The organism is Desulfuromonadaceae bacterium (genome assembly GCA_019429445.1).
In the GTDB taxonomy this organism is placed as follows: domain Bacteria; phylum Desulfobacterota; class Desulfuromonadia; order Desulfuromonadales; family JAHYIW01; genus JAHYIW01.
The window spans coordinates 64410-76579 of record JAHYIW010000003.1 but is presented as its reverse complement, the minus strand read 5'-3'; the positions used below and the strand labels follow the sequence as shown (position 1 = coordinate 76579).

The window sequence follows — 12170 nt, the reverse complement described above, 5'->3', positions numbered from 1 at the left end:
TTGGCAACCCGATCGGTCTGGGCTAGAATTCAACCAGCGTAAAGAGCACATCAATATGGAAATACATCCATGGGAATCCTGAACAGCACATCGCGGCGCGAGCGCAAGTTCGTCGGCCTTGCCACCCGCTCCGAAGCGTTGGGCATCTTTCTCGGCGCCTTGATTGAGGAGTGGGGACACCAGATCAGCGACACCCCCGCCCCCTCTGCGCTGTTACTGGCGGAGGAGGGTTGTATCGCCGGGAAGGGATGGGCTGACGTTTTGCGTATCGGTTCGACAGACAACGAGGAGCGAAATACGCTCGTTTTCCCACTTTCACTCGAACGTCTGTGGCGCACTCTCGAAGCTTATTTTTTCAAGCCATCGCGGTGTCATCTGCGCATTAATCTGGAGCTGAATGTCAAACTCAAAGTTCGCAACCGGGCAGTCACCGCGACCCTGATTAATCTGTCTGACCTCGGTTGCCGAATCCATCTGCCCTTTGAACTGATCAAAAAGGAAGAAATGCTGCTGCAGCTTCGTTTGCGCAATAAAACGGTCCTGTTGCAAAGCAAGGTTTCCTATGTTTCCTCCAACCATGAAGTAAACGGTTCTCAGATCGGGCTTCAATTTCAGCGCATAGCGCCGGAAATGAGTCAACTACTGCGCGACTTTATCATTATCGATTATTTATCCCGGGTCCGCAAAAAAATCCCCGGCTGGGTCTTCAGTGAAGGGCTTACCTTCTTTGCTCTTGCGCCGGGCGTTCTCGGCGCCTTGCGTGAAGACATCTGATCCTGTCCCGGCGCAACAGCATACCCGACAACGTATGAACCAAAAAATAAAACTCTGTAATATCGGTGAGTTCGGTCTGATCGAACGCATCCGCAAAGGCACTGCAACGCAGCCGGACGTGGTCCTCGGGATCGGTGATGACTGCGCGGCCGTGGTGCTGCCAGCCACTGACCTGCTGCTGACCAGCACCGACCTGCTGCTGGAATCGATCCATTTTTGTCTCGACTGGACCGACTGGTTCATGCTCGGTCGCAAGTGCGTCAGCGTCAACGTCAGCGATATTGCCGCCATGGGCGGAACGCCGCGATATATCACCCTGGGACTCGGAATGTCGAAGAATCTTCCTTTGGACCATATCGAGCAGTTCTTCGCTGGCGTCCGTGCCGCGGCCAAAGACTACGACGTTGTGCTGATTGGTGGTGATACCTGCCGCTCCCCCGGACCACTTTTTATCGCCGTGACGATCCTCGGGTCAGTCCCCCCTGACGAAATGATTTGCCGTGCCGGGGCGCATGCCGGTGAACTGCTTTACGTTACCGGCACCATCGGCGACAGCGCCTTGGCCCTGGCGCTGCTGCAACGTGGAGAGCACCCTCCCGAGGTACTGGCGCAGCGCCATTACAACCCGGTCGCGCGCACGTTGATCGGTCGTGAACTGGCCCGCCAGCATCTGGCCACGGCGATGCTTGATATTTCTGATGGACTTCTGGGTGATCTGGAACATCTCTTGACTGCCTCAGCAGTGGGGTGCCGTCTTGACGGTCGGGCGTTGCCGTTATCGAAGGCCTTTGCCGCGTCCCTGTCAAACGATCCTGAGCTGTTGAACCTGGCCCTGAACGGCGGAGAAGATTACGAATTGCTTTTCAGCTCGCCCGCAGAAAAATCGGTGGCCATCGAACAGTTATCGGCAACCACTGGCCTGCCGATAACCTGTATCGGCAACCTCTTAGCAGACCCCGCTGCGCGACAAATTACCGACCACCTGGATAAAGCGTTTGATCTTCCTGCCCAAGGCTACAACCATTTTCGCGACTGACTGGTGAAATAACCCTGAAATTTGATCATTCACCTGTTTTTGCTGAGGTTTGATCTTTCTTTGCCGCCTTTCTTATGCTCTAATGTACTACTGGAGGTATATTTCTATCCCATGACGAAGCAATCTGCCGGCAGTGAACCTCTTGTCGGTTCGGAATTTCCTGACGACGCCTTCGCCGAGATTCGCGCGTTGTTGTTGGCACGCCGCGATCTTGATCTTGACATGTATAAAGATCGTTGTCTGAAACGCCGGATCGCCACCCGGATTCGGCGCTGCGGATTCCATGAGGCAACCCCCTATATCGCCCTGTTGCACCAAAGCGAACAGGAGGTTGATTCGCTGGTTGAGGCATTGATGATTCACGTCTCCCAGTTCTTCCGCAACCCGTCAACATTTATCCTGCTGGAAGAGAAGATTCTTCCACTGCTGATCAACAAACTGCACGCTTTCGGGCGCAGCGAGATCAACATCTGGAGCGTCGGTTGCGCCGGAGGAGAGGAACCATATTCTCTGGCTTTATTGCTTGACAATCTTGACCGCAAGGGGCTGGAGGTAAAAATTCTCGCGACCGATCTGAGTGATGACATTATTCGTCAGGCCAGTCAGGGGCGCTATGAGGAGCAGCGCCTCGCCGAAGTCCCGCCGGAAATTCTTGCACGCTACTTTGTCAAGGAGGATCGCCACTTTCATCTCGCGAAAAGAATCCGTAAAATGGTAACCTTTCGCCAGCATAATATTCTTGGCAAAGATCTTTTCCCTGATTGTGACATGATTATGTGCCGGAATGTGATGATCTACTTCTCCCGGGATGAGCAGGAAAACGTTTTTCGCCGCTTCGCCAAGGCGCTTAATCCCGAAGGCTATCTCATTCTTGGCCGAGCGGAGACGCTTCAGGGAAACACCAGACGCCTTTTCACCGTTGACTCGCCTGCGGAACGCATTTACCGGCGGACCCTGGCCGAGGCGTATTAAAATATCCTGTTTATGCGTGATAATTTTGCTATAATTCCGCCAATCGATTTTATTAAAAGGAGAGGATAAATGCGCGTAGAGATCAGTTATAAATTCATCCTCGGTTTTATCGTTGTCATCGGTTCGATTGTTCTGGTCAACATCATCACTCCGCTGACCGGTGTGCCCCCGGAATGGCAACAACTTTTTTCCGTCGGCTGTGCCATTCTTGTCGGGCTGGTTCTGGGGGCGGCCTTCGCCAAGGCCTTTACCGGCAATATCAGGATATTGACCGGGGCGGCGCACCGGCTCGGAGAAGGGGATTTGTCGCAGGACATTGAAATACATGCCGGGCGCTTTCCTGACGAGACCAGCGATCTTGCTGCTTCGCTTAACACGGTCGTTCACAGCCTGCGCGAACTTCTCGGTTATATCCGTACGACGGCAGAGAAAGTTACTCATTCAGCACAAGGGCTCTCAACAACCTCGGAGCAAATGACCGCCTCGACCAACGAAGTTGCGGGCACCGTTGAACAGATCAGCCGCGGCGCGGAGACGCAGTCGGAGATGGTTGAACGTTCGACCCGCCTGATCAAGGAAATCGCGGTCTCGATCGACCTGATCGCCTCCTCGGCCAACAAGCTTGCCGCTTCGGCCAGCGAAACAGCCAGCGCGGCTCAGAGCGGGGGAGACAACGCCCGCGAAACGATGACTAAGATGAAACAGGTGCTCGCCGATGTTGAAACCAACGGCGAAAAGATCCTGGCCTTCAGTGCCCAGGTGCAAAAAGTCGGAACGATCGTCGAGTTCATCACCGGGATTGCACAAAAAACCAACTTGCTGTCCCTGAACGCGACCATTGAGGCCGCCCGCGCCGGTGAATACGGTCGTGGTTTTGCGGTGGTCGCCGAGGAAATCCGCAAGTTGGCCGATTCAACGGGGGCGTCCGCTTCGGAGATTACCCGCCTGATTGAGGTGATCCGCGCCGAAAGTGCGGATATCCAGGTGTCGATGCGGGAAACGATCAAAGAGATGGATAGCAGCCACCAGGCGATCGATATCAACAGCCAATCGTTTGAAAAAATCATCGATACCGCTAAAAACACTCAAATCAAGGCGACCAGCATCGCGGAACTTTCGCAGAAACAGCTCAGCAGCTCCAAAAACATGGTACAGACGATTGAGGAAATTGCCAAGGTTGTCTCTGACAACGCGGCGGCAACGGAGGAAGTTTCCGCAGTGACGCAAGAGCAATCCGCCTCAATGGAAGAAATGTCACACGCCGCGAATGAGCTTTCCTCTCTTTCTGAAGAGTTGCTGGAAGTCGTCGAACGATTCAAGCTTGAAGAAGCCACAGATGCAGAAGTGATTGAGGATTGACGGTGGAACAGTTTCTGCTTTTTCACCTCGATCGTGAACTGTTCGGGCTGCATATTGATTACATCCAGGAAATTGTCGAGTCGCCGACATTTCACTATATTCCACGGGCTCCGCGACATCTCTTTGGTGCAATCAATTTTCACGGCAATGTCGTGCCAATTATTGATCTCGCCGCGCTGATTGGCTACGAGGGAGACCAGCGCGATGCGCGCGTCGCTATCCTCTCCCTTAATATTGCAACGCTGGGGCTGGCGTTTACTTCAGTCGGGGCGATTGTTTCCCTCGACACCGAGGGGATGCAGCCGGTTACACCGGAGGTCAGCAGCAAACAACTGATCCACGGCGTATTAACCAGTGATGAGGGGATGATTAATCTACTTGACGTTCCACAACTATTATCATCCTTGGGTGAAGACTGATGACAGGAGGCAGGAATGGCTGTTAGGGTGATGATCGTAGACGATGCCCTGTTTATGCGCAACATGCTCAAGGAAATCATGATCAAGGGCGGCCTTGAAGTTGTCGGGGAAGCAGCGAACGGCGTCGAAGCTGTCGAACGTTACCGCGACATCCGCCCTGATCTGGTCACCATGGATATCGTCATGCCGTTAAAAAGCGGTATCGAGGCTCTTGGCGAAATCATTCACGAATTTCCTGATGCCAACATCGTCATGTGCAGTGCTCTCGGGCAGGAAGCGTTGGTTGTCGAAGCCGTTGAAACCGGGGCAAAGGACTTTATCGTCAAGCCGTTTAAGGAAGAACAGGTGTTGGAAATCGTTCGCCGCATCGTCACTGCCTCCCGCTGAGGTATCGTTTCAGGAACGCCACTATGGATATGTCCAAATACCGCGGGATGTTTCTTTCCGAAACAAACGAACATCTCAAAAACATGGGACAACTCCTGATTGCTCTGGAGAAGAACCCGCACGATCGCGAGTGTATCGATACCCTCTTTCGTGACGCCCATTCTATTAAAGGGATGGCGGCCTCGATGGGTTATGTCCGAACCGCCGAGCTGGCTCATCACCTGGAAGATCTGCTCGACGGTTTTCGCCAGAGCGGCAGTGTGCCCGGCGGAGCTATTGATCGCCTGCTGGCCGGTCTCGACGTCCTCGAAGGGTTGGTCGAGGATATAAATGCCGATCTTCCCGAACGCGATATCACCGAGTTTCTAGCGGTTGCGGCGCCGCCGCAAAATGCTCCACAGGCCGAACCGCCAGCGCAACCGGTCCCTGCTCTTACCCCGCTAACTCCCGCTCCCATCACCGCTGCTCCGCCTGAGACAGCCAGCATGAAAATCCAGATCGCGCTGGCCACAGATGCGGCAGCACCGGCGGCGCGCGCCTTACTGATTCTCCGCCAGGTGAAAAGTCTCGGCCAACTTCTTTCCAGCTCCCCGAGCGAAGAAGAGTTACGTTCCGGCGCACCGTTCTCCGGGCTGTCGATTCAGCTCGTAACCGACCGTGATCCGACCGATCTTCAGCCCCTGCTTGCCAGCATTACCGACGTGGCCAAAGTTACCTGTGAGCTGTCCCCCGCCGCGACAATCCATCCCGCGCCGCAGACGTCACGCAAAGATGACGCGCCACGCACAGTGCGGGTACGCACCCGCTTGCTTGACCAGTTTATCAACCTGACCGGTGAACTTTTAACCAGCCGCTACATGTTGCAGGCCGCCGCTGATCAGGAACAGTGGCATGACGTACGTTCAGGACTCGATCAACTCGCCAGGCTGATCACCGATCTGCATCATCACGTTTTGCAGGTTCGCATGACCCCGATGGAGAGTATCACCGGGCACCTGCCACGTATGGTGCGTGATCTTGCCAAAAAAACCGGCAAACAAATCGATCTTCGCCTGGAAGGCGTGGACGTTGAAATGGACCGGGCAATTCTGGAAGAACTTTCCGACCCGCTGGTGCACATGGTTCGCAATGCGATTGATCACGGGATTGAAAAATCTGGTGAAATCGTCATCAAAGCGTGGCGCGAGAAGGATCTTGTGCTGATTGAAGTTGCTGACAATGGCGAGGGTATGGATATCAGCGCCATCCGCGCCAAAGCAGTGGAAAGCGGTCTTTATTCCCAGACACAGCTTAAATCGATGCCGGTTCGCGATGTTTTACAGCTGGTTTGTCATCCCGGGTTTTCTACCGCCACCCGCGTAACGGAAACCTCCGGGCGTGGCGTGGGCATGGATATCGTAAAATCCGCCGTTGAAAATCTGGGCGGAACGCTTGAGTTTTCTTCGCGTCCCAAGCAGGGAACCCGTATTTTGTTAAAACTCCCCCTCTCCGTGGCAATCATTCGTATCCTGCTGGTTGAATGCGGCAACGAGACCCTCGGCATCCCTATCACGCGGGTGTTTCGCACGCTTGAACTGGAGAGCAGTTCGATTGAATTGTCCGGTCGGCAGAACGTTACCCGCTTTGACGGAGAGATTATTCCCCTTTTATCCCTGAGTAAAGTTCTCGGGATCGACGCCCCGCCCCCCGCTGACACCATCCAGGTTGTCGTTTCCGAGGCACGGGGTCGCAAGGTCGGACTGGTTGTCGACCGGCTTTCGGGACAGCGCGAAGCGTTTGTCAAAACGCTGTCCTTCCCGCTTGACTTGCTGGTCGGCGTGAGCGGTGCGACAATCCTCGGCGACGGTCGGATTATCTTTATCATCGACCCACAATACCTGCTCGCCAGTCGCCTGAAGGCGGTGGCGAGTAAATCGCGGGAGCACTAGATGGTCTTTCAATCGCTTACCGATCAGCAACTCGACGCGCTGAAAGAAGTCAGTAACATCGGCATGGGTCACGCGGCGACGGCAATGAGCCAGCTGATCGGTCAAACAATTTATCTTAAAGTGCCACATGTTACCGTCACCGACATCTCTGCGGTTCCGGAAATCCTTGGTGGTCCGGAACGGCTGGTGGTGGGCATTTCGTTGCAGATCCTCGGAGGAGCCAGAGGTGATATTTTGCTCGTTTTTCCGACCGACAGTGTCAACCGGCTACTGACGATTCTGCTTGGCGATGCGCACCGGGGTAGCGAGCTTGACGACATTGCTACCTCCACCCTGAAAGAGGTCGGCAACATCCTTGCCTCGGCGTATCTGAACGCCCTCGGTTCAGTTCTCGGTTTGACCCTGATCCCTTCGGTTCCGGCCCTGGCTTACGATATGGCCGGGGCGATAGCGGATCACGTCCTGATCGAATTGAGTCAGGAAGGCGATTACGCGTTGATGGTGGAAACGGTTTTTCACGGCACCCAGCACACCCCTGACGCAATCACCGGCCATTTTTTCCTGCTCCCGGATCCCGGTTCGATGGCAGTCATCCTGCGCGTCGTGGGGAACCCGTTATGAGCGAGAATCGCCTGCGCGTCGGGATTGCTCAATATCTGATCGCCACCCCTCCTGCGGTACTGGTGACCTACGGACTGGGCTCATGTCTCGCGGTTGTGCTCTACGATGAATCGTCCGGACTTGGTGGTCTCGCCCACACCCTCCTCCCCCATGCACTGGCCAGCAACGACGGTCAACGCCGTGAAAAATTTGTCGATGAGGCCATCACCATGATGATAACCGAGTTAAATGGACGTGGATGCGCGACCGAGAACTTGACCGCCAAGCTGGTCGGCGGCGCGACAATGTTCGAGCCATCACCAGGGTCGGGAAAAGAACCGATCGGGGTTCGTAATACCAGGGCGGCGCGGGAGGTTCTAAAAAAACGCAACATCCCGGTCATTGCCGAAGACGTCGGCGGCAACCATGGGCGGACTCTCGAATTTGACCTGGCGTCTGGAATGGTTATTATTAAGTCGGTGCGCGGGCAGCACCACGACCTGGCGTTATAAAATCATTTCAGCGAGGAGTTTCATATGAAACGCATCATTTTTCTTTTGTCCTCATTCCTGTTACTGGCTGCGGTGGCTTGCGCCGCTCCCCCGGGCGGGAAATCAATCGGTCTGCGCGAGGTCATTGCCGCGCTCGAACGGCCGTTTACTCCCGACGCCCCACCGGAAGAAAAAATCGTTGATTTCCAGGCCGATTTTTTTCAGGAGTCCCATATCTCCTCCCTGGATCGCAGTCAACGCGGTGAGGGGCGGGTCTTCATCAAGTTTGATGAGGGTAGCGCCGGGCGAGTTCCGAAGGTGCTCTTTCGCTGGGAATACGACCGGCCAACCCGCCAGGAATTCGTCTCTAATGGTGAAAAACTGTGGGTTTATCTTCCGGAAAACCGGCAGGTGATCTTGTCCAATATCGAACAGACGACGCTGGCGCGGCAGAACAACCCGATGACGTTTCTGACCGGACTCAGCAATCTGTCCCGCGATTTTTTTATTCGCTGGGCCGACCCGAACGAGGATGTTGCGGGGAACTATATTCTCCAGCTGGAACCGAATCGAACCACCACCATGTTTCACAAAATGCTCGTCGTCGTTGATCGCAATGCGGTTCTCGCGCGGCACAGCGGCACACCTGATAACAGCATTTTCCCGATTCTGTCAACCAGCGTCTACGACACTTACGATAATTTAACGATCATTGAATTCAGTAATATTCGCACCAATCGCGGAATGTTTTTGCAATCGTTCGATTTTATGATACCACCTAACGTCGATGTGGTCCGTCCGACCGGGGAATCGATGGGTTTTTAATCTCATCTTCAGTTGCGTGGATCACGTCTTACGCGCGGCAAGGTCTCCTTGCCGCGTTCATTTTTCGTAAAGGGCATTATTTTGAAACAGCTCAAAGTCGCTTTGGTCAGCCTCGGCTGCCCTAAAAATCTGGTCGATGCCGAAATCATGCTCGGCCACCTTCCAGATGATCGTTACACCATCACTACCGACGAGAGTCTGGCAGATATCATCATCGTCAACACCTGCTCTTTTATCAGCGATGCCCGCGAGGAATCGGTCGATACCATTCTCAGCGTTGCCGACTACAAAATCAGTGGTCCTTGTTCGCTGCTCATCGTCAGCGGCTGTCTGCCGCAACGCTACCGGGATGAATTGAGTAAGGAACTTCCCGAGGTTGATCTGTTTATCGGCACCGGTGATGCGGCGCGCCTGGCGACGCTGATTGAACAATGTCTTGTGGATAGAATCCCGTTGACAGACATCGGCACAGGTAATTTTCTCTACGATCACACCACGCCGAGACTGCGTTCTTCGCCATTTTATTCAACTTACGTCAAAATCGCTGAGGGGTGCTCCAACCACTGTTCCTACTGCGTCATCCCGGAGATTCGTGGCGCGCTGCGCTCACGGGAAATTGCATCTGTCGTTGATGAGGTGCGTGCCCTGACCAGCGCGGGGGTCAAAGAAATCAACCTGATTGCCCAGGATATCACCGCTTTCCGCCGCGACTTTGGTGAATCCGGCGCACTGGAAAAGTTATTGCGCGAGCTGGTACAGATTGAAGAGCTCGCCTGGCTACGGCTGCTTTATGCCTATCCCGATAACATCAGTGACGAACTGCTGGAACTGATGGCGACTGAAGATAAAATTTGCGCCTATCTCGATATTCCGCTCCAGCATTTTGCTGATGACATCCTGTCGCAGATGAATCGTCGCGTGGATCAGGCAGCGATTCGCAAGCTGATCGCGCGGATCAGGCAGGCGGTTCCCGACATCACCTTGCGCACCTCATTTATCGTCGGTTTTCCAGGCGAAACCGATGACCACTTTCGACAGTTGCTCGATTTTGTTAAAGAGGGGCATCTGGAGCGGGTGGGGGTGTTTCGTTATTCGCGTGAAGATGGTACTCCCGCCGCGCTGTTTGCCGATCAGGTCACCGACACCGTCAAGAATCGCCGTTACCACCAATTGATGAAAGCCCAGGGTCGTATTTCGTTTCGCAAGAACCGGGCGCTGATCAATCGGGTTGAGCCGGTTCTGATCGAGGGGCTCAGCGATGAAACCGACCTGCTGTTGCAGGGACGTTCAATTCGTCAGGCGCCGGATATTGACGGTAAAGTCTATGTGACCGCCGGTAACGCAGAGGTCGGTCAGATCGTCAACCTGCGGATCACCGACTCGTCGGAATACGATCTGGTCGGTGAAATCGTCGAGGCCTAGCGTGCGGTCGTCACGCATCAGGTTCGCCCTGTTTTCGATCCTTGTGATCATCGTCGGTTTTTTTGTTCTGCTGCCGACCAGCCATCAACTCCGTCGACAGCAACTTTTGCTCGGCACGGTGGTGGAAATTATCGCCTTTGGCCCCGACCTGGACATCCTTGAGGAATCTTTGTCCGCAGCTTTCTGCGAAATTGCACGCATTGAGCATTTGATGTCACCACATCTTGCGGACAGTGATGTGGCGCGTCTTTCGGTAGCGACTGAACCTTTTGCTGTTGCCCCTGAAACGGCCGAGGTTCTCGCCCTGGGGTTACGCGTTGCAAAAGCCTCCCGCGGAGGGTTTGACATGACCCTTGGGCGGCTCAAGCAGCTCTGGGCTATCGGTTCGACCGCACCGCATGTCCCGACGGCGGCTGAAATCTCGGTCGCAGTGACCGGCGTCGGTCCAGAGGCCCTGACCTTGAACGGGCAAATAGTAACTAAAAAAAATCCGCATCTCGCTGTCGATTTGGGTGCCATTGCCAAAGGCTATGCCATTGATCGCGCCGCACTGTTGCTGCGGCAGCGCGGCATTAAGCACGCTTCGGTGAATGCTGGTGGCGATATTGTCCTGCTTGGAGGGAAGTCGCCGGAGGAACGCTGGTTAATCGGTATTCAGGATCCGCTTGCACCAGACAAAACGGTTGCGGCACTCGCACTCGCCGATCGTGCGGTGGTCACATCAGGGGACTACGAACGGTTTTTTGAACGGGATGGTGTCCGTTATCACCATATTTTTGATCCGGCATCTGGCTTCCCCGGTCGCCGCTCCCGCAGTGTCACGATTGTTGCCGACAGTGCGGCACTGGCGGATGCCCTGGCGACCGCTGTTTTTGTCCTCGGTCCGGAGGCGGGGATTGCCCTGCTTTCCGACTTTCCTGCAACCGAGGGCCTGATTATCGACCCGGCGGGGGAATTCCATCTGACGCCGGGGATGTCCACGTTGCTGTCATGGCACTGAAGTATCTCTGGCAACGGATGACCGTTGGCGACCGGTTGTTAGTCAGCGGACTGATCCTGTTTTGTGTTTTTTTTCTGTCCTTGCGTTCCTTCCGTGCTGCCGGTGTGCATCTCATCGTCGAGCAAAAAAACCAGGTGACCTACAAGCTGGCGCTCGACACCGATCGCGTTATTAACCTTGATGGTCCACTTGGCACCTCAAAAGTTGTTATCGAGGACGGTGCGGTTCACTTCATTGCATCCCCCTGTCCAAATCAGGTCTGCATCGGCATGGGGCGCGCCAGCAAGTCGGGCGACCTGCTGGCCTGTGTGCCGAACCAGTTGCTGCTGCGCATAACCGGTCGCAGTGGCCGTGATCTTGATTATGACCTCATCACCCGTTGACCCGCTGCGTCTGGAGCGCACCCGCCGCTATATTTTTCTTGCCTTGCTGGCAACCCTGGCAACCGCCATTCATACGGTCGAATATCTGTTTCCAACCCCTGCCCCCTGGTTTCGTTTCGGTTTTGCCAATATTTTTTCTTTGCTGGCCCTCTATCTGTTTGATTTTAGAGCCGCGTTCACTGTCACCCTCACCCGTATCGGTTTTGCTTCGTTGCTTCTCGGGCGAATTTTTTCACCGGGCTTTTTTCTTTCCCTTGGCGGTGGCCTGGCCGCTGTTGCACTGATGTCACTCGCCTGTCACCTCGGCAAGCGCTACTTCAGCCCGATCGGCGTTTCAGTTATTGGTGCGGTCGGCCACGTATTCGGCCAAATGCTCCTCGCCTGGTTGTTGCTGGTCCAGCATCCCGGTCTCTGGTCGCTCTTCCCATTTTTTCTTTTCTTTGCTCTTGTTGCCGGGCTGATTAATGGTTTTGCGGCTGATTTTCTGCTGCAAACCATTCGTCGTCACCCTTCGTTTGCTGAAGCGCCCACAAACCGCCCCACAGAACCGCTTTAATGCTCCTTTTCGTTCTTT

General features: G+C 54.7%; 14 protein-coding genes. All 14 read left to right on the top strand.

Annotated elements, in window-relative coordinates; translation table 11 throughout:
* Positions 1 to 69 precede the first annotated feature (69 nt).
* The 14 genes from K0A93_01820 (at position 70) to K0A93_01755 (ending at position 12152) form a co-directional block, all read left to right on the top strand.
* Positions 70 to 774 carry a PilZ domain-containing protein gene (locus K0A93_01820; GenBank protein ID MBW6510841.1) on the top strand — a complete coding sequence of 235 codons (705 nt, stop codon included), beginning with the start codon at positions 70 to 72 and terminating at the stop codon, positions 772 to 774.
* A 34-nt stretch (positions 775 to 808) separates the two neighbouring features.
* On the top strand, positions 809 to 1810 hold the full coding sequence (thiL, locus tag K0A93_01815; protein MBW6510840.1) for a thiamine-phosphate kinase: 1002 nt from the start codon (positions 809 to 811) through the stop codon (positions 1808 to 1810).
* 111 nt (positions 1811 to 1921) lie between these two features.
* The gene (locus tag K0A93_01810) at positions 1922 to 2782 is read left to right on the top strand and encodes a protein-glutamate O-methyltransferase CheR (protein ID MBW6510839.1); all 861 of its coding nucleotides are present in this window, start codon (positions 1922 to 1924) and stop codon (positions 2780 to 2782) included.
* Between the two features lie 69 nt (positions 2783 to 2851).
* A complete protein-coding gene (locus K0A93_01805; GenBank protein MBW6510838.1) occupies positions 2852 to 4141 on the top strand; it encodes a methyl-accepting chemotaxis protein in 1290 nt (429 codons plus the stop codon).
* A 2-nt stretch (positions 4142 to 4143) separates the two neighbouring features.
* Positions 4144 to 4560 carry a chemotaxis protein CheW gene (locus K0A93_01800; GenBank protein ID MBW6510837.1) on the top strand — a complete coding sequence of 139 codons (417 nt, stop codon included), beginning with the start codon at positions 4144 to 4146 and terminating at the stop codon, positions 4558 to 4560.
* A 15-nt stretch (positions 4561 to 4575) separates the two neighbouring features.
* Positions 4576 to 4947, top strand: a complete 372-nt coding sequence (locus tag K0A93_01795; protein MBW6510836.1) for a response regulator — start codon at positions 4576 to 4578, stop codon at positions 4945 to 4947.
* A gap of 23 nt (positions 4948 to 4970) precedes the next feature.
* Complete coding sequence (locus tag K0A93_01790; GenBank protein MBW6510835.1) at positions 4971 to 6875, top strand: chemotaxis protein CheA; 1905 nt, start codon at positions 4971 to 4973, stop codon at positions 6873 to 6875.
* Entirely contained in the window at positions 6876 to 7496 is a 621-nt protein-coding gene (locus K0A93_01785; protein ID MBW6510834.1) for a chemotaxis protein CheC, read from the top strand.
* Positions 7493 to 7987 (top strand): chemotaxis protein CheD, encoded by a 495-nt coding sequence (locus K0A93_01780; GenBank protein MBW6510833.1) that lies wholly within the window; start codon positions 7493 to 7495, stop codon positions 7985 to 7987. Before K0A93_01785 ends, K0A93_01780 begins: the two co-directional genes overlap by 4 nt.
* Positions 7988 to 8011: 24 nt before the next feature.
* Positions 8012 to 8791 (top strand): outer membrane lipoprotein carrier protein LolA, encoded by a 780-nt coding sequence (locus K0A93_01775; GenBank protein ID MBW6510832.1) that lies wholly within the window; start codon positions 8012 to 8014, stop codon positions 8789 to 8791.
* Positions 8792 to 8872: 81 nt separating this feature from the next.
* A complete protein-coding gene (gene rimO / locus K0A93_01770) occupies positions 8873 to 10213 on the top strand; it encodes a 30S ribosomal protein S12 methylthiotransferase RimO (protein ID MBW6510831.1) in 1341 nt (446 codons plus the stop codon).
* 1 nt (position 10214) lies between these two features.
* On the top strand, positions 10215 to 11213 hold the full coding sequence (locus K0A93_01765) for an FAD:protein FMN transferase (GenBank protein ID MBW6510830.1): 999 nt from the start codon (positions 10215 to 10217) through the stop codon (positions 11211 to 11213).
* Complete coding sequence (locus K0A93_01760; GenBank protein MBW6510829.1) at positions 11204 to 11596, top strand: NusG domain II-containing protein; 393 nt, start codon at positions 11204 to 11206, stop codon at positions 11594 to 11596. Before K0A93_01765 ends, K0A93_01760 begins: the two co-directional genes overlap by 10 nt.
* Positions 11577 to 12152: a Gx transporter family protein gene (locus tag K0A93_01755; protein ID MBW6510828.1), complete on the top strand. Its 576-nt coding sequence runs from the start codon at positions 11577 to 11579 to the stop codon at positions 12150 to 12152. The genes K0A93_01760 and K0A93_01755 overlap by 20 nt, the downstream gene beginning before the upstream one ends.
* Positions 12153 to 12170 lie beyond the last annotated feature (18 nt).

Excerpts from the sequence above, each read along its gene's own strand:
- thiL (MBW6510840.1), top strand. The coding sequence starts at position 809 with ATGAACCAAAAAATAAAACTCTGTAATATCGGTGAGTTCGGTCTGATC.
- K0A93_01775 (MBW6510832.1), top strand. The coding sequence starts at position 8,012 with ATGAAACGCATCATTTTTCTTTTGTCCTCATTCCTGTTACTGGCTGCG.
- K0A93_01785 (MBW6510834.1), top strand. The coding sequence starts at position 6,876 with ATGGTCTTTCAATCGCTTACCGATCAGCAACTCGACGCGCTGAAAGAA.
- K0A93_01790 (MBW6510835.1), top strand. The coding sequence starts at position 4,971 with ATGGATATGTCCAAATACCGCGGGATGTTTCTTTCCGAAACAAACGAA.
- K0A93_01755 (MBW6510828.1), top strand. The coding sequence starts at position 11,577 with ATGACCTCATCACCCGTTGACCCGCTGCGTCTGGAGCGCACCCGCCGC.
- K0A93_01805 (MBW6510838.1), top strand. The coding sequence starts at position 2,852 with ATGCGCGTAGAGATCAGTTATAAATTCATCCTCGGTTTTATCGTTGTC.
- K0A93_01795 (MBW6510836.1), top strand. The coding sequence starts at position 4,576 with ATGGCTGTTAGGGTGATGATCGTAGACGATGCCCTGTTTATGCGCAAC.
- K0A93_01810 (MBW6510839.1), top strand. The coding sequence starts at position 1,922 with ATGACGAAGCAATCTGCCGGCAGTGAACCTCTTGTCGGTTCGGAATTT.
- K0A93_01760 (MBW6510829.1), top strand. The coding sequence starts at position 11,204 with ATGGCACTGAAGTATCTCTGGCAACGGATGACCGTTGGCGACCGGTTG.
- K0A93_01820 (MBW6510841.1), top strand. The coding sequence starts at position 70 with ATGGGAATCCTGAACAGCACATCGCGGCGCGAGCGCAAGTTCGTCGGC.
- K0A93_01780 (MBW6510833.1), top strand. The coding sequence starts at position 7,493 with ATGAGCGAGAATCGCCTGCGCGTCGGGATTGCTCAATATCTGATCGCC.